We start from the raw sequence: 22,468 nt of genomic DNA, 5'->3' as shown, positions 1-22,468 counted from the left end.
AAACTAGCCGACGTGGAAGTCCCGGTGCCGGCTCTCGCCATCCTCGATCCAGTGAATCCGGAGGATGGGATCACTGGACCCGCCCCACGTGAACATCAGTGGCACCCGCCGCATCTGGCCGCGATGGATGATCGTGGGTTCGTCGGCTCCGGCGACGAACATGCCGCCATTCTCCGCGGGACTCTCGAACGTGACGCTCTCGGCATCTCGATCTCCCGTATTCGTGACCTCCGCCCAATGCTTGGTGCTGTAGCGAGGAGCCCCTTTGGAGTTCAGACCAGACATCTCGCGCTCCTGCCGAGGCTGGACAAAGAAGTCGACGCCGACTGGCTCGGACGAAGGCGCTGTGACGCTCTGAAGTGACATTGCTGCGATGTCGTGTTCAATCGCCTTCCAGACCTCGTGATTGAGCTGTTCGACGTTGCTGAACTCGCCGAGCAGGCCACGATCCTGCATGCCCTTCTTGAAGGCGCGCACTGCATCGAGCTGACTGGTGTCAACGTCATGAGGAAGCGGTGCGGTCGAGAAGTACATATGCACCGGCCGCCCCAGTTCCACGGCGCGGTCCACTTCTTCCACAGTCCCGGAGATTGCATCGGGGGTTGGCGAACCTAGTCGACCGCCGAACAGTGCGAACACGATGTCTGAATCATCGACGCCCTGGGCGTTGATGAGCTTCTGCGGATGGGCGCCCATGACAGGAACCGCGGATGTCTCCCAACGCCACGGCTGCAGGATCACGCCCTTCGTCTTTGCATTGGCGTCGTTCCAGCCATATACCGCCTTCTCCACCGCGTCGCGCGCTTCAGGCACATCGGACGGTGAGGCAATCATCACGCGGAGCACGGTGGCGACATACGGCATACCTCCAAGCCTACGGAGGATGACCGACACCAATCGGGCGCGTGCACCTGATCAGCACTTCCGATACGAGCCATGGAGGCGTGCCATGCCCAGCTATGAGAACCCCCTCGCCGACGCTGCTGAAGCCTCCGAAGCGCTCCGTGGCCTGGCCCACGCGACCCGGACCTGGAACGACCCCGCCGACACCTACGGGGTCATCGGCGAACTCGCCGCCGGCATCCGGTCTCTGCATCAGATACTCGGCCAGCTCGCCACCGTCCACACCGCCCGCCGGGACCACGTGAGTGCCGACGACGGCGACCGCGCATCCGGCGCGCAGGCCGCGGCCGCTGCTGCCGCCGGGTTCCAGCAGGCGGCGGCGCTGATCGATCAGGCCGACGACCAGCTCTCCGCCGCGTTCGCCGAGTCGGGCCGGATCGTCTGGCACCCGAGCCCGGCCCCGGCCGAGCAGTGGATCACGGTCGTGTTCCTCCAGGGCGAGGAAGCTGACCGGCCGCTGCGCCTCCTCGGCGAGCTGGGCCACGTCGACGCAGTGGACTACCTCGCCCAGTGGGACTACGGCGACGAGACCACCCAGGCCGCGCTCGAGAACGGGTACGTCTACGACGAACCCGGAGCCGGCACCAACGACCAAGTGGTCACCTCGGGCGACTATGCGTTGGTCATCAATCCGCACGTGGGATACGTCTCACTTCTCCGCCGGACCGAGCCCGCCCCGGAGGCTGAAGAAGTCGAGACGCTCGCGCCACCGGCGATGGATGGTTCCGAACTGCTGGCGTCGTACTCGTCGTCTGACGCACCGAAGCGGGCATCAGTTCAGCCTGCGAAGCGGGATAGGTCGTGGTTCGAGCCTGCTGCGATCACCGCGGTCAAGCAGGCGCGAGGCCTGACGCGATGAGTACCGAGCGGGAGAAGCTGCACACCGCGGTGCTGGTGGAGCCAGCCTCGGAGCGCCGCAAGTACCGCAAACAGCGTCGCGAGGCCGCCGCCCGACTGATTGCGGAGCAACACCGCATCGACAGGGACACAGCGAAAGCAAAAGCCGCAGCCGAACAGGCCGAACGACGCTCAGTCACCTATCTCCCAAAGGCGGGCGAGGCGGGGCCGGCGTCTCTGCGTTCACCGGGCGGACTGCGGCTGCCGAGGCATCAGGACACCAGCGCCGTGCTCGCGGCGCAGTACCCGTTCCTCGCCGAAGGCGGCCTGGGCAGTCAGGGCGTGTTCGTCGGACAAGACATGTACTCCGGCGGCAGCTTCGTCTACGACCCGTGGGAACTTTACCGGCGAGGCGTCATCACCGCGCCGAACATGATCTTGGCTGGCATCGTCGGCTCCGGGAAGTCGAGCCTCGCGAAGTCGCTCTACACGCGATCCCTGCCGTTTGGGCGTCGCGTGTACGTGCCGTGCGACCCCAAAGGTGAGCACAGCGCGGTCGCGGAAGCGGTCGGCGGGAAAGCGATCATCCTCGGGCACGGACTCGCGGCGCGACTCAACCCGCTCGATGAAGGACACCGCCCTTCCGGGCTCTCGAACCAGGAATGGGCCAGCACCCTCGCCTCGCGTCGCCGTGAATTGCTCGGAGCGCTCGCGGAAACAGTCCTCGGCCGCGACCTCTCACCCGTGGAGCACACCGCGATCGACACCGCCCTCACCGCCGCCGTCCAGGACGCGGAGGTGCCGATCGTGCCGATGATCGTTGACCGCCTCTTCGCCCCGCCTGCCCACGCCGACGATCGTCTCGCGGAAGATGGCCGACTCGTCGCCCACGCGCTGCGCCGTCTCGTCGGCGGCGACCTCGCCGGGCTCTTCGACGGACCCTCAACGGTGCGGTTCGACCCGTCGCTGCCGATGGTGAGTCTCGACCTCAGCCGCGTTGCCGAGAACGCCGCGCTCCTGTCAGTGCTGATGACCTGCGCGTCCGCGTGGATGGAAGCCGCGCTCATGGACCCCGCCGGCGGAAAACGCTGGATGATCTACGACGAAGCCTGGCGCCTCATGGCCCACCCCGCCCTCCTACGCCGGATGGACGCACAGTGGAGACTCGCCCGGCACTACGGGCTGGCAAACATGCTCATCTTCCACAAGCTCTCCGACCTGGACAACGTCGGCGATCAGGGCTCGGCCATGCGGTCTCTGGCGAACAGTCTGCTCGCCAACGCGGAAACGCGGGTGATCTACCGGCAGGAATCTGACCAGCTCTCCACTACCGCGAACGCTCTCGGCCTGACCGGCACCGAACAACGCCTCCTGCCCGGGCTCGGCACCGGGCAGGGCCTGTGGCGCATCAAGGAGCGCTCTTTCGTCGTGCAGCACCAGATGCACCCCGACGAGTTCGCCCTCTTCGACACCACCACCCGCATGATCTAGGAAGGTAACGGGTTCCGCGGTTCTCGTTCGGGAATCTCGGGAACCTGAGTGCTCACGACCGGTTTCAGGCTAGTTGAGCGCGCGGGTTCGTGGAACCCGCATCCCGTCGCGGGTCGCGCCGGCGCATCGGCGATGTTGATGGTGCTCCTGGGGGTTCGCGGCAGACGAATCCTCCGGCAGTTCTGTTAGTGACTAACATTATGCTGTGGAGCGGTGGGGTCGGACGCATGAGGCGCTGAGCCGGGCGGCGTTGGAGTTGTTCGCGGTGCGTGGATATGAGGCGACGGGCACAGCGCAGATCGCGGCGCGTGCGGGGGTAAGTGAGATGACCCTGTTCCGGCACTTCCCGACCAAGGAGGCGTTGCTGCTGGCCGATCCGTTCGATCCGCTGATGGCGGAGCGGGTGCGGACCCGCCCGGCGCGGGAGACGGCGATGCGGGCTCTGACAGAAGGTATCCGGCAGGCGTGGGCGCAGGTGGACGCGGCGAGTGTTGAGGCGTTGCGGGAGCGGCTGCGGATCGTCGCGCTGACGCCGTCGTTGCGCGGGGCGGTTGAACGGGGCAGCGAAGAGACCGTGGCTGCCCTCACCGGTGCGCTGGTGGAGCGCGGTGTGAGTGTGGGACAGGCGCGGGTCGCGGCCTCGGCGGTGATCGCCGGGCTGAGCGCGGCGCTGCTGGGCTGGGCTCGATCCGAGGAGACGGCAGTGGATGCCGCGCTGGGTTCGGCCCTCGATGTGCTGGGAGGCGTGTGACGTGCTCGCGTTCGAGGACGTCACACGCCGGTTCCGGGGCGGCGACGGTGTGACCGGCCTCTCCTTCCAGGTCGAGCCTGGTGAGATCGTGGCGTTGATCGGGTTGAACGGGGCGGGCAAGACGACGCTGATGCGCCTCGCGCTGGGGATGCTCCGCCCGCAGCAGGGGATGGTGCGCGTGTTCGGGGAGCCGCTGGACGATCTGCCCGCGGGTGCGTGGGGACAGGTTGGTGCGCTGGTCGAGATGCCGTTGGCGTACCCGGAGCTGACCGTGCGGGAGAACCTGCGCATCTCCAGCCTGCTCCGCGGCAGCACGCCGGGGATCGTGGAGGGCGCTGTCGACGCGTGGCGGCTCGGGCCGGTCGCGGATCGCCGGTTCCGCCAGCTGTCGCTGGGGAACCGGCAGCGTGTCGGCCTGGCCGCAGCGCTCCAGCACGACCCCCGGCTGATCGTGCTGGACGAGCCGAGCAACGCCCTCGATCCGGCATCGGCGATCCTGCTGCGAGAACAGGTGACCCGGCGGGCGCAGGCCGGCGCCGCGGTGCTAATCAGCAGCCATCACCTGGATGAGGTGGCCCGGATCGCCGACCGGGTGCTGCTGATAAACGCGGGCCGGCTGATCGGGCAGCTCGACACCACCGGACACGACCTCGAACGCGCATTCTTCGAGCGCATCCGCGCCGACGACGAACACCGTCGCACTGACGAGGAGGCCTCGCGGTGAGGGCGGTGGTGCGGGTGGAGGCGCTCAAGCTGGTGTGTTCCCCGGTCGGGGTGATCTCCACGCTCGCGATCGTCGTCGGAGTGTTCGCCCTGCTCGCCGGTATCACCACGGGCGTCGCCGCCGGAAACGCCGAGCTGATCGCCCAGGCCGGGCCCGCGGCGACCCTGGACTGGGGTGGGTTGCTCGCGGGGGCGGCGCAGATCGCCGCCGTCGCCTCGCTCCTGGGGTTCGGGATCGTGCTGGCGTGGATGTTCGGCCGGGAGTTCGCCGACGGCACGATCACCGCACTGTTCGCCCTCCCCATCCCGCGCCGTACGATCGCGTTGGGCAAGCTCGTGGTCTACGCGGTGTGGGCAGCGCTGGCCGGCGCCGCCGTCACGCTCGGCGTGCTCGTGCTGGGGCTCCTGGCCGGATACGGGACGCCGACCGCCGAGGCATGGGCGTCGCTGGGCAGACTGTGGGTGCTGACGGTGCTGTCGGCGGGCATCGCCGTCCCGGTCGCGTGGATCGCGACCCTCACCCGCTCCCTGCTCGCCGCGGTCAGCGGCACGATCGCGCTGGTCGTGATCGCGCAGATCGGCGCACTGGCGGGGGCCGGGGGCTGGATGCCGCTGGCCGCGCCCGCACTGTGGGCCATGTCAGACGGCACCGCCGTCAACACCCTCCAGCTCGCCCTTCCGGTCGCCTTCGCCCTCGTGTTCGCTGGGCTGGTGTGCCTCAGCTGGTCGCGTCTCCAGCTCGTCCGCTGACGCCCCAGAGCGGGCCCGGCTAGGACTGCTGGTAGACGTCGGGGATGCCGTCACCGTCCTCATCGACGGCTTCGGCCAGTGCGATCCGGCGGTAGCGGCGGTTGCGGCTGGTGAGCAGGACGGACGCGATCGCCGCGGCGATCACGGAGGCGAGCAGGATCGCGACCTTGCTGTGGTCATGGTGCGGATCGGTCGCGGTGAAGCTGAGCTCGGTGACCAGCAACGACACCGTGAACCCGATGCCGGCGAGCAGCCCGACACCGACCAGGTCGACCCACTTCAGCGCCGGGTCGAGCCGGATGCCGCGGATACGGGTGGTGAGCCAGGTGGTCGCGACGATGCCGACCGGTTTGCCGACCACCAGCGCGACGACGATGCCGATGGTCACCGGGTCGGTGAGTGCGGAGAGGAACCCGTCGACGCCGCCGAGGGCGACCCCGGCGGAGAAGAACGCGAACACCGGGACAGCGAACCCGGCCGACAGCGGCCGGAACCGGTGCTCGAACACCTCCGCCAGTCCCGGCTCGGTTTCGGGGACGTGGTCGCGGCGGCGGTGCAGGACGGGGATGGTGAAGCCGAGCAGGACCCCGGCGATGGTCGCGTGGATGCCCGCGGCGTGCACGAACCCCCAGGCGACGATGCCGATGGGCAGCAGGATCAGCCACGCCGCGGCGGGCTTGAGGTTGAAGAACTGCCGGTACCGCTGCGCGAGCACCGCGTACACGGCGATCGTGCCCAGGCCCAGCAGCAGCGGGACGATGTCGATCGTGTCGGTGTAGAAGACCGCGATGATGGTGATCGCGATGAGATCGTCGACGACGGCGAGGGTGAGCAGGAAGATCCGTAGCGGGCTCGGCAGGTGGGAGCCGATCAGGGCGAGCACCGCGACGGCGAAGGCGATGTCGGTGGCGGTGGGGATCGCCCACCCGCGCAGCAGTTCCGGGTCCTGGGCGACGATCGCGACGTAGAACAGCGCCGGCACCGCCACGCCTCCCGCGGCCGCGGCGACGGGGACGATCGCGGTGGAGAAGCGGCGCAGGTCCCCGGCGACGAACTCGCGTTTGAGCTCGAGACCGATCAGGAAGAAGAAGATCGCCAGCAGCCCGTCGGCCGCCCACGCGCCCAGGCTCAGTTGCAGGTGCCAGGGCTCGTACCCGATCTCGAAGTCCCGCAGCGCGAAGTACCCCTCGGCCCAGGGCGAGTTCGCCCACACGATGCCGATCGCCGCCATGAGCACGAGCAGCGCGCCGCCGACGGTCTCCTTCCGCAGCAGGGAGCCGATGCGCCGCGCCTCGGAGTACGTGCCACGGGCAGGGAAGGTCGAGGGCGTGCGAGGGCCAGGGCGAGAAGTCATAGGCAAGTCCGATCAGGGTCGACAGAGGGCAGAATGTGTCGACCAGACTTCCCGACGCGCCACGCCCAGCCTACCGCGCGCCACCTGTGCGGCCGGGGATGTGGCCGCTCAGATGTAGTCGCTGTTCGCGGCGTGGCGGATGCTCTCCTCCCGAATCTCCCGCCAGTCGAGCGCGGCCGCCCCGGCGAGCCCGGCCGGCTGCCGGGACAGCTCCTCCAGCCGTTCGTGCAGGAGTCCCGGGTCGTCGAGATCGGAGATGTCGAGGAGGACGACATCAACATCACGGCCGGCTTGCTGTTCGATCTCCGCGTGCAGGCGGATCGCGACCGCTGGCGCCCGCCGATGCAGCGCCGGGATCACCGCCGAGTCCGCACGATACGCCAGCACCAGATGGCGGATACCGGGACGAGTGCGGCAGACCTCGAACGCCGCGTGAGCTGCGGCCTTCAACGCCAGCCGAGTTGCGCGTCCGCCGGTCGTGTCGCGGAGATCGCTCGTCCACAGGATCGTTCGCGCCGGCTCCGGCTGCGCGGGCTTGCGGGTCGGCTGCGGCACGAGCAGGTCGCCCAGGAACAGGACCGCACCGGTCATGACGCGCTCGCGCCCACGGCGACCTTGACGATGACGGCGGCTGCGGTTGCCGCGCCGTTCTCGGCACGCATCCGCTCGGCAACCCGCTCAACGGCGGCACGCCGATCGGCCGCGTCCGCGACCGCCGCCTGAACGCCGGTCGCGGTGAGACGGTCACGGTGCAGCGGCGCACCGGTCAGCCCGGTCCGGCGAAGCAGCCGCGCCCAGAACGGCTGGTCCGCGAGGAACGGGACCAGGACCGACGGGGTGCCCGCGCGGGCGGCGGCATGGACGGTGCCGGCTCCGCCGTGATGGATCGCGACCGCCGCGCGAGGGAACACCACGGTGTGCGGCACCGACGAGACGACTAGCACGTCGCCCCCGAGACACCGGTGCGGAGGTTCCAGACCACCCCACCCCGTCGACAGCAGCGCCCGCAGGCCCGCCCGGCGGGCGCCGTCGACGATCGCCTCGGCCCGGGTCGCCGCGTCGCCGCCACGCATCGACCCGAACCCCGCATACAGGAACGGAGCATCGTCGGCGAGGAAATCCCGCACCGTCTCATCCAGCGTGCTCTCGCGGTCCGGTGGCCGCGGCCAGTCGCCCGTGAGGTGGGCGGTGGACGGCCAGTCCGCGGGGCGCGGCAGCAGCGTCGGGCTCACCGCGACCAGCGACCCCGCCGGGGACGGGAGTTGTTGCGAGCCCGGGACGCCGAGACGTTCCTTCGCCGCACGGATATCCGCGGCGAACATGCGCGCGCCCACAGCTGCAGCCCGATAGCTGAGCCGGTTGATCACAGGGCCGAAGGAGCGATTCAGCACACCGGCGGCCGGGAACTCACTCGTCGGCGTCAGCACCGGAGTCAGCTCTACCGTGAGATACGGGACTCCCAGATGCGCGGCAACGACGGGCACGGTCAGGAGCTTGGGATGCGCGACGATCACATCCGGCTGCCACCGCACAGCCTCCTCCACCACGCGCCCCAGGATCGTGCTCATCGCCGGCCGGATGTGCTCACGGAACGCCCGCACCCCACCGGCAGCAGCAACGGCCTGAGCGAGGTCGGCGAAGCTCACCCCCAGACTCACCGCATCCACGCCGCCCCCGGCATCCGGATCGTCGGGAGCCGCGACCCGAACGACGTGCCCCGCCTCACGGAGCACCACCGCCAGCGAGAAGAAGGGCTCCACATCACCACGGCTGCCAGCCGTCGCCAAGAGAACGCGCATCGGCCCACCCTCGACCGATGCCTCAGCCACGCTGCTTCTCCACGAAGCGCCGAGCTACCGGGGTCTCCGCCCACGCCCCGGAAGAAGATCGGACGCGCCGCGCCTCGGCAGGATCCTGACAAGTCATGGTTCTCCTCTGGTCGCACCGCCGACCAAACAGGCCGGCGTCGATGTCGACCAGACTTCCCGACGCGCCGTGCGCAAGCCTACGCCAACAGCGCTGCAGAAGCGGGGCCGTGTTCACGGCTGGTCCGAAAGGAGAGAGCGACCAGGCGGTGTCTCCTCACGGAAGGTCGGTTGGCCAAGTGTTGCCGCGTATCGCATCGCGGCCTCGATGCCGATGCCGAACAGGTCGCAGATGCGGCGGACGTCGCCGCCGGTGGCGTGGATCTCGGCGAGGATGCGGTCAGTGCGCAGCGATCTGGGGTTGATGCCGGCCTTGCTCCAGGGGAAGGTTGCGCCGGGCGCGCCGAGCCGGGGCGCCGTGAACTGGGTGACGAACAGGTGCGTGTTGAGAGTGCGCGGCCACTTCTCCGCGCGGTGGTCGAGCCAGGCGGCGAGCCGGACCCGCACGGGGCCAGCCAGCGGGATCACGCGCCCGTCGGGCAGGGTGAGGCGGCCGTCGGCGATGTCGGTGAGCTGGAGACTACGGGTCTGCCCATTGGTGAGACCATGGAAAGCGACGAGTGCGACGCCGAGCGCGGTGGCCGGGTCGGGATGGTCCAGTGCTGCGCGAACTGCGGCCGGGTCCAGCGGCAGCGGGATCGAGGAGCGCGTGCCGACGGCGGGCAGCCTCCGCATCGGGTCGGCGAAGACGAGCTTACGGGCCTTGAGGACCAGGAAGACCGAGCGCAGGCCCCGGTCGGCCCAGTGCCGCTGGGAGGGGGCGACCGGGAGAGCGTCGTCGACCATGCGCGGGGTGACCTGCGCGAGAGACTCGATGCCCGCGTCGGCCCAGGCGTGCAGGATCGGCGCGATCCCGAGGATCAAGGTGCGGGTCGTCTCGTCATCGCGAGGCTTGCGGCGCGGCGGGGTCGCGGAGCCGTGCCGCATGACGTCAAACCAGACGGCGATCTGCTCGGCGACCGCCGGCGGGAGCCTGGCGGTCTTAGCGGCGAAGTAGCGTTCGATGGCCGGCACTCGGTCATCCACCAGCAGGCCTGCGGCGGCAAGGACGTCAAGGGTGGATACGCGGTTCGTGTTGTTGTCGTAGCGACGCAGCCGCAGGACCTCGCTGGCGCGGATCGACGTGGAGCCGACCGGCCGGATCAACTGGATCATCTTCAGCGAGCGGCGGACCTGATTGGTCTGCCGGGTCGACCAGCCGAAACGTTCGGCGTGCTCGAACACGATCCCGTCGGTCAGGTCGGCCCAGTCCCGCGCCCCGGCGGTGGTGGCCCGGCGCAGCAGCTCCGGGTCGGGGTCGAGGTGGAACAGCTCGGGCTGTTCCCACTGCGAGGCCTCGACCGCTGCGGCGTCGAGGACGATTCGGGACGCGCGGGTCGGGCGCTTCGGTGGCTTCGGCTTGCGGGGCGCGGGCATGTTGGCGAAGAACAGCTGCAGTCCGTATCGGATGCCGTCTGCCGGGTCGGGAGCCGTGCCGGGCTCGGTGACGCGGCGGGCGGATTCGAGGCAGAGCCGGCAGGCTCCCTGCACTCCGATCGTGACGTGGCGGCCGCAGTAGGAGCAGTCGCCGACCGGGTTGTGCTGGCGCCACCAGCGGCAGGTCCAGCAGAGCCAGTTGTGGCGACGATAGACGCCCCAGGCGAGGCAGTCCTTGCAGGTGCCGAGATAGTCGGGGCTGCCGGGATGGCAGCGTTCGCAGAGCCCTTGGCTGAAGTAGGAGCTCGAGCCGCACCGCTCACAAGGCGGCGGCGTGAACGGTCCGCCGGGCAGGCAGCCGTAGCAGTAGTCGACGCTCGGCCAGCGCCAGGCCGCGCGGTTCACCCCGCAGGCGAAGCAGGACTTCGGAGGCCGGAATCGTGACGTGATCCCCGGCTTGGTGCTCACAGCGGCGGCGTCGAGCGCGGGTTCCCGGGCCGCGGCCGTACAATCGGCGGAGTGTCGGCGCCGGCTGTCATCTCTCGGGCGGGCTTGCGGGCCGCAACCTTGTCGGGCTCCGGCACGAGCAGGTCGCTGGGCTGGCAGGACAGCACGACGCAGATCACGTCGAGGTCGTCCAGCCGGACCGTGGTCGGCGTGCCCGTCCACAGAGCCGACATCTTGCCCAGGCTCAGTTCCAGCCCGGCGTCGGCGAGCATCCGCCGCAGCTCGGCGGACTTCCAGATGCCGCGTTCGGCGGCCTTCAACCGCAGGTTCCAGAGCATGTCAGCCTTCTCCTCCCAGGCGTCGTTCGATGCGAGCGTTGGCCTGCTGCCAGGCGTTCTCGATGTGCTCGCTGCGGACGTGGATGTACTGGCTCGTGGTCGAGAGCCAGTTGTGGCCCAGCAACTCCTGCAACGCCTTTAGGTCCATCCCCGCGCCGTAGAGCGACGACGCGCAGTAGTGCCGCAGGACGTGCGGAGTCATCCGACCCGCCCACGACGGCAGCCAGAGCGTCGTCTGCTCGGCCAGCGCCCGGCGCAGCGCGTTCGGGCCGACCCGCAACGGCCGGTCCCGCTCTCGATCCAGGCGCTCGCTCGGCAGCAGCGGCGCGTCCGGGTCGCTCCAGTCTGATCCGAACTGCGGGCGCACCTCGGCCAGCCACCAGTCGATCAGCTCGGCAGCGCCGTTGATCGCCGGGATCAGCCGGGGCTTGTAGCCGCGGCCGCGCGAGCCCTTCCCGAACCGGACGTGCAGCTTTCCGATCTGCCCGAGGTCCGGCCGCCAGTCGCGGATGTCGAGCATCACCGATTCGCTGATCCGCAGCCCAAGCCTCCGCCAGAGCGACGCGGCGAAGTAGTCGCGGGCCGCGGGCAGATACTTCCGCGAGTCCGCCACCGACTCCCGCCACCCGTCGAAGAACCCGGCCACCTCGGCATCCGACGGCGGCACCCGCACCTTGCCGAGCGACACCCCCGACGGGCGGTTCCACTCGTCGATCGGCTGCTCGACAACCACCCCAGTCGTGGCCCGGATGTCGCCGAGGTAGCGGGAGATGAGGAAGTCGTAGAACTGCGCGATCGCGCCGGCCTTCCCCGCCCGGGTCGTCTGCGCCCGGCCCAGGCGGCGCTGCTCGGCGAGGAACCTGTCGCCGTCCGCGTAGCCAGCCGTCCAGATAGGACCCGTCAGCGACCGGGCGAACTCGAACACCACCGACCGCGAACTCGTGACGAAGCCGTCCGAGACACCCGCCGCCGCCAGGGCGAGCGCGTACTGGTCGATCAGCTCCTGCTCGAAGTCCTCCAGCGCCTGCGGCGAGGCCAGCACGGCGACCTGCGACCCCGACACGATCCGCAACTGACTCACCGCCATGAGCATGCCACTTCAGGAATCCCGGTCACTCTTCGAGATTACAGCAAAACCTTCGGAAATCCCGAAGCACCGTCACTCGATCCCGACAGCACCGGGAACCCATCAAGCGGGCGGGCGCGGCGTACCTACACGGCATGAGAACGCGTGACGAACCCGTAGCAGTAGAGACAGTTCCCCGTAAGTTCAGGATTTCTGAAGGCGATTCAGCGTGAAGATGCGGGTCGACAGGTCGCTGGAGTGCGGGTGCGGGTGCATGATCACGGAAGATGCACCCCCACCTCACTTTTCTGCGGAGTCTGTTGCGGTGCGGCGTTCCACGAGGAGGGTGTCGCGCCAGCGTCCGGCATATGGGCCGGCCTCCATGCGGGCGATGCGTTCTCGCCTGCCGACGACGCGGAACCCGGCCCGTTCATGGAGGCGCAGGCTCGCGGTGTTCTCGGGGAAGATCGACGATTGGACCGTCCAGACCCCGGCCTGGTCCGTGAGGTCGAGGAACGCGGTCAGGAGAGCCGAGCCGACTCCGTGCCCTGCAGCATCCGAGTGGATGTAGATCGAGTGCTCGACGACGCCCGCGTACACGGCCCGCGCCGAGACGGGTGAGGCCGCGGCCCACCCGAGAACCTGCTCTTCGGAGCTAACAGCGACGAGGCTGAGATTCGGGCGTTTGCCGGTGGCGAATGCGGCCCAGGTTTCGGGTGGAGCGGTTTCGAAGGTGGCGTGTCCGGTGGCGATTCCGGCCCGGTAGATGTTCTCGACCTCGGGCCAGTCAGCCTCGACCATCGGCCGGAAGCGGAGCGACTCCATCAGGCCGTGAATGCTCGGGCTGCGTCGGCGAGGGTGCCGGTCGTGGGCTGGTAGTACGCCCATTTGCCGCGCTGCTCACGGGTGACGAGCCCAGCCTCGACGAGGAGCTTCATATGGTGCGACACGGTCGGCTGCGACAGCCCGACGGGTTCGGTGAGATCGCACACGCACATCTCCCCGCTCGCACTCGCGGTGATAAGCGAGAACAGCTTGATCCGGTTCGGGTCGCCGAGCGCTTTGAACACCTTCGCGAGCTGCTGCGCGGTCGCGTCATCAACCATCGCATCACCCGCAGGGTCGCAGCACGATACTCCCGCGGGTGTCGCGTCGATCGTCACGGGGACAACTGTCATGCCTCCATTCTGCCTCACGTATTGACAGATGTCGATGCGTTGGGCAGGCTTGACATATCGAAGAACGTCGATGTGTGGAGGTTGGTATGGATTCCGTCGTCGTCGTCGGTGCGGGCCCGCAGGGACTCGCAGCGGCTGCGCACCTGCTGGAGCGTGGCCTGAACCCGCTGGTCCTGGAAGCCGGCACTGGGCCAGCCTCGGGGGTGGCCGAGTGGGGGCATGTGCGGCTGTTCTCGCCGTGGACGGAGCTCACCGATGCGGCGTCGTGTCGCTTGCTTGAGCCAACCGGCTGGGTGGCACCGATCCAGGGGTATCCGACCGGGGCGCAGTGGATCGAGCAGTACCTCGCGCCGCTCGCGGAGACGCTCGGTGATCGCATCCGTTATGGGGCGCGGGTGGTCGGCGTGGGGCGCAAGGGTCGCGATCTCTCGGTCGATGCAGGGCGCGCCGAGCAGCCCTTCGTCGTGCACGTCGAGCGTGCGGACGGTAGCGAGGAGCGGATCGAAGCGCGCGCCGTGATTGACGCCTCGGGCACATGGCGAACGCCCAGCCCCGCCGGGGCTGACGGGCTCTCCGCGCTCGGTGAGCGTGCGGCAGTTGAGGCGGGTCTCTTGGATTACCGTATGCCCGCGATCGAGGAGGCGAGCGCGCTTGCGGGTCAGCACGTCGTGGTGGTCGGCAACGGGCATTCGGCGGCGACGACGATCGGGATCCTGTCCAGGGTGGCGAAGCGCGAGCCGGGGACGCGGATCACGTGGGTGCTGCGCCGCGGCGCGGTCGGTAACACCTTCGGTGGCGGCAGCGCGGACGAGCTGCCCGAGCGCGGCGCGCTGGGTCAGCGGGCCAAGAAGGCTGTCGAGGACGGGCTCGTGGGCCTCGTGACCGGGTTCCGCACCGAGCAAGTCGCCCACGAGGACGGGCGAGCGGTACTCATTGCGGAGGACGGACGCCGGCTGGAGCCGGCCGCTCGGGTCTTTGTCGCCACCGGGTTCCGCCCCGACCTGTCATTCCTGTCCGAGATCCGGCTCGATCTCGACGTGCGCCTGCAAGCCCCGTCGAGGATCGCTGCGGAGGTCAACCCAAACCTGCACTCCTGCGGCTCCGTCCGGGCCACCGGTGCGGCGGATCTTGAGCAGCCTGAGCCGGGGTTCTTCATCGTGGGAGCGAAGTCCTACGGCCGTGCGCCGACATTCCTCGCTCTAACCGGCTTCGAGCAGGTGCGCAGCGTCGTCGCCGCGATCGCCGGGGACCGCGAGGCGGCCGAGCGCGTGGACCTTGTTCTGCCGGACACCGGCGTGTGCGGCGGCTCGGGGCTCTTCGATGCGCCCGACGAGCAGTCCGCGGCCGAGTCCTGCTGCGCCCCTGCACCGCAGCTCATCCAGCTTGGAATGGCCCCCGCCGCTCGCTGAGTCGCGAACAACACACGAAGAAGGGGCAGGAACCAGGCGGTTCCTGCCCCTTCGCGCGTGCGGTGCTGCTCAGCCCAGCAGTTCCGTCAACAGCGTTTCAATGCGGCCCTTGATCTCGTCTCGGATCGGACGGACCGATTCGATGCCCTGCCCGGCGGGGTCGTCGAGCTTCCAGTCCTCGTATCGCTTGCCCGGGAAGAACGGGCAGGCGTCCCCGCAGCCCATGGTGATCACGACGTCGGAGTCTTGGACGGCCTCGGTGGTGAGCACCTTGGGCTGCTCGGCGGTGATGTCGATGCCCTCTTCACGCATGGCCTCGACGGCGACCGGGTTGATCTGGTCCGCGGGCATGGACCCGGCGGAGCGGACCTCGACGCGGTCGCCCGCGAGCTCGCGGAGATAGCCGGCGGCCATCTGGGAGCGGCCGGCGTTGTGGACGCAGACGAACAGGACGGACGGCTTCTGAGTTTCGGTCATGACGGGCTCCTTCAAGCCTTGCTGGTGAGGGTGGCGAGGAGGCCGCGGACGCGGCCCTCGATATCGTGGCGGATCGCGTCGACCCCTTCAGGGGAAGCGAGGGCCGGGTCGCCGACGGCCCAGTCTTCGTAGCGGACGCCAGGGATGATCGGGCACACGTCCCCGCAGCCCATCGTGATCACCACGTCGGCCGCGCGCACGGCATCGTCGGTGAGGGGCTTCGGGAATGCCGTCTCGGCCTCCTGCTCGCCCTCGATCTCGGTGAGCAGAGAACGCACGTGCGGGTGCACGTCCGACGCAGGGGTGGATCCTGCGGAGCGGGCGACGACGCGGCCGTCGGCGAGCTGGTTGACGACCGCGGCGGCGAGCTGGGAGCGGCCCGCGTTCTGCACGCATACGAACAGCACCTGCGGCACCCCGGCCGACCGATCACGGGTCAGATCGGCCAGGCGCTGCCGGGCGAACCGCTCGGTCAGCGGAATCATGTGCGCCGTCAGCTTCGCCGATCGCACCAGGCCGGCGTAGGACTCGCGCACGATCGCGATCACGAGATCCCGGTTCAGCCCGGTCAGCTCGTCCGCGAGCTCCTCGGCGAGACGGGTCACCCGGGCGTCCATCTGCTGCAAGACCTCGGCCCGTGCTGCGGTGTCTTCGGGCTCGTCCGCTGCGGCAGCGGCGGGAGCGAACGCGTCGAGGAGGGCCGCGACGGCGCGCTGCTTGCCCGGGGCGATGCGGTAGTACACCCAGGTGCCGCGTCGCTCGGACAACAGCATCCCGGTCTCCTTCAACACCCTCAGATGGTGCGAGACGGTCGGCTGGGACACGTTAGCGAGTTCGGCGAGATCGCACACGCAGGACTCGCCCCGCGGGTCGGTCGCGATCGCGGACAGCATCCGCAGCCGCAGCGGGTCAGCGAGCGCCTTCAATGCTCCGGCCACGGTGGTCGCGGCCTCGGTCCCGATGGCGTGCGCCGTGGACGGTGCGCACGCGTCGGCGTCGGAGATGACGGTGGTGTCGGTCATGACATCCTCGATTCAGTCGCGGTGGCGTAGGGGTCGGTGCGGAACCAGGCTCGTGCAGCCCAGAGCGAGACGTAGACGAGGCCCACGAGCACGGGTACTTCGATGAGGGGGCCGACGACTCCGGCGAGGGCTTGCCCGGAGGCGGCGCCGAAGGTGCCGATCGCGACCGCGATGGCGAGCTCGAAGTTGTTTCCCGCGGCGGTGAACGCGAGCGTCGTCGACCGGGCATAGCCCAGGCCGAGAGCCTTGCCGAGCAGGATGCCGGCGAACCACATCAGCGCGAAGTAGACGAGCAGCGGCAGCGCGATGCGGGCGACGTCCATCGGGTGGGAGGTGACCTGCTTGCCCTGCAGTGCGAACAGCAGCAGGATCGTGAAGAGCAGCCCGTAGAGCGCCCACGGTCCGATCTTCGGGAGGATCTTCTCCTCGTACCAGTCGCGCCCCTTGCGCTTCTCGCCGATGAAGCGGGACGCGAAGCCCGCGATGAGCGGGATGCCGAGGAACACGAGCACGTTGAGCGCGATCTGCGCGACCGAGATCTCCAGCCCCTGCGCATCCAGTCCGAGCCAGCCGGGCAGCACGGTGAGGTAGAACCAGCCCAGTAGGGAGAAAGCGACCACCTGGAATACCGAGTTGATCGCGACCAGCACCGCGGTCGCCTCGCGGTCGCCGCAGGCGAGATCGTTCCAGATCACGACCATCGCGATGCAGCGGGCGAGACCCACGATGATCAGCCCGGTCCGGTACTCCGGTAGATCCGGCAGGAAGATCCACGCGAGCGCGAACATGACCGCGGGCCCCACGAGCCAGTTCAGCACTAGCGAGGAGACGAGGAGCTTCTTATCACCGGTGACGGCGGCGACCTTGTCGTAGCGGACCTTCGCGAGCACCGGATACATCATCACCAACAAACCCAGGCCGATCGGGATCGAGATCCCGCCGACCTCCAACGCAGACAGTGCGTCCGAGAGCGCGGGCACGAAACGGCCGAGGAGGAGGCCCGCGACCATGGCGAGGCCGATCCAGAGGGGCAGCCACTTGTCGAGCGTGGAGAGCCGCTTCGGGGCGGTGCGGGTCAGGGTGTCGGTCATGCGAGCAGCTCCTCGATCTTTGCCGTGTAGACGGGCTTCGGGTGCGCGCCGATCAGCACGTCTACACGTTCCCCGTTCCGGTAGAAGCCGAGGGTCGGGATCGAGGTCACGCCGGCCGCGGTGATGGTCTCGGGGTTCTGGTCGGCGTCGACCTTCACGATCTTCACCCGGCCCGCGTACTCACTGGCGAGCTGGTCCAGGATCGGGGCGATCGCCCTGCACGGGCCGCACCAGGTCGCCCAGATGTCGACCACGACGGGCAGCTCGGACTCGAGCACCTCCGCCTGGAAGGTGGCGTCAGTGACAGGGGTGACGGTGCTCATGCGGAGACCTCCAGAACAGGCTCGGAAACGGTGGCGGGTGCGAGGTTCGACAGGTAGTGCTGGGCGTCCTGCGCGGCCGCGCAACCGGTGCCCGCGGCGGTGATCGCCTGCCGGTACGTGTGATCAACGAGATCCCCGGCCGCGAACACCCCGGCCAGGTTCGTCTTTGTTGACGGGTGCGCGACCCGCACGTACCCGTCCGCGTCGGTGTCGACCTGCCCGGTCACGAGCTCGGAGCGCGGGTCGTGCCCGATCGCGACGAACACCCCCGTCGCGTCGAGCCTCCGCTCGGCCCCGGTAATCCTGTCGCGCAGCGTGAGCCCGGTGACCTGCTCGTCGCCGAGGATCGCAGCGACCTCGCTGTTCCAGGCCACCTCGATCTTCGGATCGTCCAGCACGCGCTGTGCCATAATCCTCGACGCCCGGAACTCGTCCCTGCGGTGCACCACGGTCACCTTCGACGCGAACCGGGTGAGGAAGAGGGCCTCCTCCATCGCGGAGTCCCCGCCGCCGACCACGATGATCTCCTGATCCCGGAAGAAGAACCCGTCGCAGGTCGCGCACCAGGACACTCCGTGCCCCGACAGGCGCTCTTCCTCGGTGAGGCCGAGCTTGCGGTACGCGGAACCCATCGTCAGGATCACCGCCCGCGCCCGATACGTCACCTCGGCGGGGGTCTCGATGGTCTTCACGTCGCCGTGGAGATCGAGGCGGATCGCGTCGTCGTAAACGATCCGAGCGCCGAACCGCTCAGCCTGAGCCCGCATCGACTCCATCAACTCCGGCCCCTGCACGCCATCGACGAAGCCCGGGAAGTTCTCCACCTCGGTCGTCGTCATCAACGCACCACCCGCGGTGACCGAGCCCGCGATCACGATCGGAGCAAGACCCGCACGGGCAGCGTAGACAGCCGCGGTGTACCCCGCGGGACCGGACCCGACGATGACCAACTCAACCTCTTGATTCGACATGTATCTATATTGACGAACATCGAATCATGCTGCAAGCTGACCCGGTGCTTTCAGGCCGGTGTTTGCTGAAGGTTCACTTTGCCGGGTGCGGTCAGCTGGACATGTCGGTAGCTCGTGAGATGCTGGCGCCGTGTCCGAACGACCAGTTGACTTCGCTCGCCCGAGGCGAATGAGGTGTGGCGCCTGCCCTCACGAATGGGATGCGACTGCCGACTGGCTGGACCGCTTCGACCAAGGCAAGGAGGGCTGCCCGGCATGCGGCACGGACTGCCGAGGCGAAGACCGTCCCGATTTCACCGCCGCTCCGGATGATCAGGCACACGACGAGGCCGCAACTCGCGACCTGGCCTGGTATCACTCATCGACGCACCCGATATGGCCTGACCGCGACTTCGACCCAGCCGCTGATCTGACGGAAGAGACCAGGCAGCGCATGGAATCGATGAGTGCGCGCCCCGGCGCCGTTGAACGATGGGCCGCACGCCAGAAGTCGAAAGCCGTGCACGTCGGTACCTACGAGGCCGCGATCGAGAACATGTTCCGCCGCATCGACGACGAAGGCGGGCCAGCAGATCAGTTCTTTCTCCACCGAGTGCGGCTCCGCCAGGACTGCATGATCGAGCCGGGCGTGCACCCTGAGCCTACCGATTTCGTTGGCAACGCATACCTCACCGAAGTTTGCGCCCCGGGCGTGAACGTGCTCCGCTACGTGAATGTCCACGAGGACGCCTCCCGAATCTCCCTCGCCCTCGACGTCGACGCGATCGATGCTGTACAAAGCATCCCGATACCGCTCCCCATCGACACAAGCGACCCTTGGATTACCGATGCAACGGCACGCCTACACTGTGCGAGCGCGCGACCGCCCGAGCCCATGACCTCCACGCTCCAACGATTTCGGCCTCGGACGATACCAGCGTTGGCGACCGAAGGACGTCAACTGGTGAAGGAGGCTGGAGCAGAGTTGCCGGTGAACTTACGAGACCGGTTCGGTCTGGAGATCGATGAAGAAACCTTCGCTTCTGATCCCAGCGGTTTCCCGGCACGAGTACTCGGACTTGTGCGGCTCGTAACAGACCCTGGGCGGGTCTTGGCCGCTCTCGACGCCCAAGGCTGGCGAACCGTCTAGCGCCTCAGAGTCGCAGCGAGCGCACCTGACTGGTGGCCGTCGCCGTCCCGGCGATGGTCTCCGATCTCGTCAGGAAGGCCCTGCGCATGTCCAGCACCTCTCGCGTTCCACCAGATACCTCACCTCCACCGCCTGCCCGTGCCGCGGCACGGATCGCGGTGTTCCTCACGGCGCTGCTTCTACTGTTCGGCGGGGTGTTCTTCCCGTCGCCGGCGCAGGCTGCGACGCTCGGCACCGGGTACGGAGATGAGAATCTGTTCATCGGTGCGTTCTCCTCGCACGGTCGGCAGACGTACTGCATGGATCTCGATGCGGTCGGCCCGTGGGGGGACGACGGAGCCGCCCGAGCTGAAGACCACGCTCGACGCGCTCTCCCGTGCGCAGCTCGCACAGCTCAACTACGTGATGGGCCGGTGGGGCGAATCCCGTGATCCGAACATCACCTCCGCGGTCGCGATGTTCGTCTGGGACGTCGCCGACCACGACGTGTACCTGAGCAAGGGCGGTGATGGTGGGCTGATCACCCGCGTCCCCGCTGGTGATCAGGCCACGGTTCTGTCGCACCTGGCAGCGATGCACGATGCCGGCGCATCCAGCGCGGTCAAAGACCCCGCAGTCTCACTGTCGATCGCGATGACCGACCAGTACCACGGGACCCTCACGATCGCCCCGGACCCGGCGTCCCTGTCCGGCACGGTGAGCTTGTCGAATGCGACGTTCACGGACGGTTCCACGTCGGCGACGCTGGGTGCGTGCACGCATCAGATCCTCGGCACCCCGGCAGAGGGAGCACCCGACTACCGAGTGCGTGCCACGTTCACCGCATCCTCGACCGGGCTGGGTGCCGGTGTGGACCTGTTCTACACGCCCGGTTCGCAGCGCATCCTCGCCGCGGCTTCGTTCAAGCCGTTGTTGGCGCAGGCTGAGTCGCCGGTGATCCCGTTGGACTTCCAGCCGGTCATCGAAACGCAGGTGTCGTCGAAGTTCGTGCAGGCCGGCGCCCCGTTCGTCGACCAGCTCGCGGTGACGGTGACGAAGCATTCGTGGATCAAGGTGAACGGGAGCCCGGTGCCGGTGCTCGCTGAGGGCATCTTGTACGGGCCGTTCGACGCGCAACCCGCCGAAGCGAACGCGCCCCGTCCGGCGCGCCCGTGCTCGGCACGGAGTCGCTGACGCTCACGCATTCCAGGACCTATGTGTCGCTGGGGACACTCGTGGCCCCGTCGTCGGGGTTCTACACGTGGGTGTGGAGCATCGACAAGCAGAAGCAGGGCGAGAACGCGAGGTACCTCACCGATTCGTTCACCGACCGTTTCGGCAGGGTCGCGGAAACCAGCGTGGCGCCGTTCCAGCCGGAGGCGGTATCGAAGGCGAACGGCAGGCTCGTGAAGCCCGGCGATGCCGTCACGGATACGATCACGGTGTCGTCGACGAACGGGGCGTGGCTGAAGCAGAACGGGGCTCCGATCCCGGTCGTGTTCGAGGGCATCGCCTATCAAGTGCCCGACACGCTTCCTCCCGTCCAGGGTTCGGAGGTCCCCGCTGGCGCGGTGCCGGTGGGGTCGGTGCAGGTCGTCGCTGAAGGCCCCGGCACGTATACGTCGCCGGCGGTGACGTTGCCGGATGCGGGGTTCGTGACGTGGGTGTGGGAGGTGAAGAAGGCGTCGCAGCCGGAATGGGTGCGCCCGTTCCTCGCCACCGACTGGCGCGACACCTACGGCATCAACGTCGAAACCCACTCCGTGCGGTGGCCGGTCACGATCATGTCGGAGGTGCGCGAGTACAACGTGCACGAGGGCGGGCGGGCGTTCGACCGCATCACCGTCACCGGGTACCCCGACAACCATCCCGACTTCACCGGGGACGGCTACTGGGGCCCCGACGCGAAGGAGCTGACGCACACCGTCTACGGCCCCTTCGCCACCGACACGGAACTGACCGAGGATCTGCCGCTCGAGGATGCTCCGGTGCTGACGCGGATCACGACGCCCGCGAAGAACGGGATCTATGACATCGGCTACACCGATGAGGATGCGATCCGGCCTGCGAAGCCCGGCTATTACGCAACAATCACCTCGTTCGAGGGCGATGATCGGGTGCAGCCGTTCGTGAGCTCGCCGGCGGATATCTGGGAGCGGTTCTTCGTCCCCGGACTGGAGCAGCCGGTGTCGGTGGTGACGCAGGCGCAGGAGTCCGCGTTCGTGGGCGACCCGTTCTCGGACACCGCGCTCGTGCAGGGCACGGACATCCCGAAGGGCGCCTACCTGGTGTTCCGCGCCTACGGCCCCCAGCCCGCTGGCGATGCCCCGGTGTGCGAGGTGCCGTTCTTCACCTCGGCGAAGGTTCCGGTCACGCAGGCCGGCCACTACCGCTCCGGCGAGACGACCGTGAACAAGCCGGGGAACGTGTACTGGGTCGAGACCCTGTACGACAAGGACGGGAAGGTGCTCGCCGCTGGGAAGTGCGGTGCGCCGGGTGAGACGACGGTTGTGACCGAGCGCCCTCCGGGCACCCCACCCACGCCGCCGAGCACGCGGCCGCCGCTGCCGAAGCCGCCGACGTCCCTGGCGGAGACGGGTAGTGACGGGTGGATGAGCCTCGTTTGGGGTGGGATCGCAGTTGCGCTGCTCGCGACCGGTGGCACGCTCTGGTTCGGGCGCAGGCTCGCGCTCTACCGGGAGCGCAACGGAGACGTCAGAGAGGAGGAGACCGGTCTCGATGACCTGATGAACGAGTAAGCGCACCCCCATACGACGGGCGGAACCGCGCCGCCCCTTCCCCCGAGGGCCGGCATGGTTCCGCCCGTTGTCTTATGTCCGCCTGGCGCACCTGACCTCTGAGCAACAACCACTGGGAGGGCAGAGAGC

At 68.6% G+C, this 22,468-nt stretch carries 23 protein-coding genes; 9 read left to right on the top strand and 14 right to left on the bottom strand.

The features are described 5' to 3' along the window. Positions 1–3: 3 nt before the first annotated feature. Complete coding sequence (locus JOE64_RS04990; protein WP_204963232.1) at positions 4–864, bottom strand: DUF4062 domain-containing protein; 861 nt, start codon at positions 862–864, stop codon at positions 4–6. Positions 865–949: 85 nt separating this feature from the next. Here JOE64_RS04990 and JOE64_RS04985 point away from each other — a divergent pair, with 85 nt between their 5' ends. The 5 genes from JOE64_RS04985 (at position 950) to JOE64_RS04965 (ending at position 5,455) form a co-directional block, all read left to right on the top strand. Then, positions 950–1,762, top strand: coding sequence for a hypothetical protein (locus tag JOE64_RS04985; RefSeq protein ID WP_204963231.1), 813 nt, complete (start codon positions 950–952; stop codon positions 1,760–1,762). Next, on the top strand, positions 1,759–3,231 hold the full coding sequence (locus tag JOE64_RS04980; protein WP_204963230.1) for a VirB4 family type IV secretion system protein: 1,473 nt from the start codon (positions 1,759–1,761) through the stop codon (positions 3,229–3,231). The genes JOE64_RS04985 and JOE64_RS04980 overlap by 4 nt, the downstream gene beginning before the upstream one ends. A gap of 205 nt (positions 3,232–3,436) precedes the next feature. Beyond that, positions 3,437–3,982 carry a TetR/AcrR family transcriptional regulator gene (locus JOE64_RS04975; protein ID WP_204963229.1) on the top strand — a complete coding sequence of 182 codons (546 nt, stop codon included), beginning with the start codon at positions 3,437–3,439 and terminating at the stop codon, positions 3,980–3,982. A gap of 1 nt (position 3,983) precedes the next feature. After that, positions 3,984–4,706 (top strand): ABC transporter ATP-binding protein, encoded by a 723-nt coding sequence (locus JOE64_RS04970; protein WP_271202574.1) that lies wholly within the window; start codon positions 3,984–3,986, stop codon positions 4,704–4,706. Next, positions 4,703–5,455: an ABC transporter permease gene (locus tag JOE64_RS04965; protein ID WP_204963228.1), complete on the top strand. Its 753-nt coding sequence runs from the start codon at positions 4,703–4,705 to the stop codon at positions 5,453–5,455. Before JOE64_RS04970 ends, JOE64_RS04965 begins: the two co-directional genes overlap by 4 nt. 19 nt (positions 5,456–5,474) lie before the next feature. On the opposite strand, the gene nhaA is transcribed toward JOE64_RS04965, so the two are convergent. From nhaA to JOE64_RS04925, 8 genes are all read right to left on the bottom strand, one after another. Beyond that, a complete protein-coding gene (nhaA, locus tag JOE64_RS04960; protein WP_204963227.1) occupies positions 5,475–6,809 on the bottom strand; it encodes a Na+/H+ antiporter NhaA in 1,335 nt (444 codons plus the stop codon). Positions 6,810–6,917: 108 nt separating this feature from the next. Further along, complete coding sequence (locus JOE64_RS04955) at positions 6,918–7,400, bottom strand: hypothetical protein (protein ID WP_204963226.1); 483 nt, start codon at positions 7,398–7,400, stop codon at positions 6,918–6,920. Beyond that, positions 7,397–8,608 carry a glycosyltransferase gene (locus tag JOE64_RS04950; protein ID WP_204963225.1) on the bottom strand — a complete coding sequence of 404 codons (1,212 nt, stop codon included), beginning with the start codon at positions 8,606–8,608 and terminating at the stop codon, positions 7,397–7,399. The genes JOE64_RS04955 and JOE64_RS04950 overlap by 4 nt, the downstream gene beginning before the upstream one ends. A 240-nt stretch (positions 8,609–8,848) precedes the next feature. Further along, entirely contained in the window at positions 8,849–10,555 is a 1,707-nt protein-coding gene (locus JOE64_RS04945) for a site-specific integrase (RefSeq protein WP_204963224.1), read from the bottom strand. A 59-nt stretch (positions 10,556–10,614) separates the two neighbouring features. Further along, positions 10,615–10,935, bottom strand: a complete 321-nt coding sequence (locus JOE64_RS04940; RefSeq protein WP_204963223.1) for a helix-turn-helix domain-containing protein — start codon at positions 10,933–10,935, stop codon at positions 10,615–10,617. 1 nt (position 10,936) lies between these two features. Beyond that, on the bottom strand, positions 10,937–12,016 hold the full coding sequence (locus JOE64_RS04935; protein WP_271202573.1) for a tyrosine-type recombinase/integrase: 1,080 nt from the start codon (positions 12,014–12,016) through the stop codon (positions 10,937–10,939). A gap of 285 nt (positions 12,017–12,301) precedes the next feature. Then, complete coding sequence (locus JOE64_RS04930; protein WP_204963221.1) at positions 12,302–12,826, bottom strand: GNAT family N-acetyltransferase; 525 nt, start codon at positions 12,824–12,826, stop codon at positions 12,302–12,304. Continuing rightward, the gene (locus tag JOE64_RS04925) at positions 12,826–13,179 is read right to left on the bottom strand and encodes an ArsR/SmtB family transcription factor (protein ID WP_204963220.1); all 354 of its coding nucleotides are present in this window, start codon (positions 13,177–13,179) and stop codon (positions 12,826–12,828) included. Before JOE64_RS04925 ends, JOE64_RS04930 begins: the two co-directional genes overlap by 1 nt. 86 nt (positions 13,180–13,265) lie before the next feature. Here JOE64_RS04925 and JOE64_RS04920 point away from each other — a divergent pair, with 86 nt between their 5' ends. Beyond that, the gene (locus JOE64_RS04920; protein ID WP_204963219.1) at positions 13,266–14,588 is read left to right on the top strand and encodes an FAD-dependent oxidoreductase; all 1,323 of its coding nucleotides are present in this window, start codon (positions 13,266–13,268) and stop codon (positions 14,586–14,588) included. Positions 14,589–14,657: 69 nt separating this feature from the next. Here JOE64_RS04920 and JOE64_RS04915 read toward each other — a convergent pair whose 3' ends face one another. Genes JOE64_RS04915 through trxB form a run of 5 tightly spaced genes read right to left on the bottom strand, consistent with a single transcriptional unit; the run spans position 14,658 to position 18,472 of the window. Then, positions 14,658–15,065: an arsenate reductase ArsC gene (locus JOE64_RS04915; RefSeq protein WP_204963218.1), complete on the bottom strand. Its 408-nt coding sequence runs from the start codon at positions 15,063–15,065 to the stop codon at positions 14,658–14,660. A gap of 11 nt (positions 15,066–15,076) precedes the next feature. Next, positions 15,077–16,087: a metalloregulator ArsR/SmtB family transcription factor gene (locus JOE64_RS04910; protein WP_204963217.1), complete on the bottom strand. Its 1,011-nt coding sequence runs from the start codon at positions 16,085–16,087 to the stop codon at positions 15,077–15,079. Beyond that, positions 16,084–17,178 carry an ACR3 family arsenite efflux transporter gene (gene arsB / locus JOE64_RS04905; RefSeq protein WP_204963216.1) on the bottom strand — a complete coding sequence of 365 codons (1,095 nt, stop codon included), beginning with the start codon at positions 17,176–17,178 and terminating at the stop codon, positions 16,084–16,086. Before arsB ends, JOE64_RS04910 begins: the two co-directional genes overlap by 4 nt. Further along, positions 17,175–17,501 carry a thioredoxin gene (gene trxA / locus JOE64_RS04900; protein WP_204963215.1) on the bottom strand — a complete coding sequence of 109 codons (327 nt, stop codon included), beginning with the start codon at positions 17,499–17,501 and terminating at the stop codon, positions 17,175–17,177. The genes arsB and trxA overlap by 4 nt, the downstream gene beginning before the upstream one ends. Continuing rightward, on the bottom strand, positions 17,498–18,472 hold the full coding sequence (gene trxB, locus JOE64_RS04895) for a thioredoxin-disulfide reductase (protein WP_204963214.1): 975 nt from the start codon (positions 18,470–18,472) through the stop codon (positions 17,498–17,500). Before trxB ends, trxA begins: the two co-directional genes overlap by 4 nt. A 130-nt stretch (positions 18,473–18,602) precedes the next feature. On the opposite strand from trxB, the gene JOE64_RS04890 reads away from it, so the two are divergent. From JOE64_RS04890 to JOE64_RS14480, 3 genes are all read left to right on the top strand, one after another. Beyond that, entirely contained in the window at positions 18,603–19,601 is a 999-nt protein-coding gene (locus tag JOE64_RS04890) for a hypothetical protein (protein WP_204963213.1), read from the top strand. A gap of 309 nt (positions 19,602–19,910) precedes the next feature. Then, positions 19,911–20,774, top strand: coding sequence for a hypothetical protein (locus tag JOE64_RS14485; RefSeq protein ID WP_239531706.1), 864 nt, complete (start codon positions 19,911–19,913; stop codon positions 20,772–20,774). Next, positions 20,753–22,339, top strand: a complete 1,587-nt coding sequence (locus JOE64_RS14480) for an LPXTG cell wall anchor domain-containing protein (protein ID WP_239531705.1) — start codon at positions 20,753–20,755, stop codon at positions 22,337–22,339. Before JOE64_RS14485 ends, JOE64_RS14480 begins: the two co-directional genes overlap by 22 nt. The last annotated feature ends 129 nt before the right edge of the window (positions 22,340–22,468 follow it).

Source organism: Microbacterium dextranolyticum (assembly GCF_016907295.1).
GTDB lineage: Bacteria > Actinomycetota > Actinomycetes > Actinomycetales > Microbacteriaceae > Microbacterium > Microbacterium dextranolyticum.
Note: the sequence above shows the minus strand (reverse complement) of the source record. Positions and strands in the feature narration are given on the sequence as shown.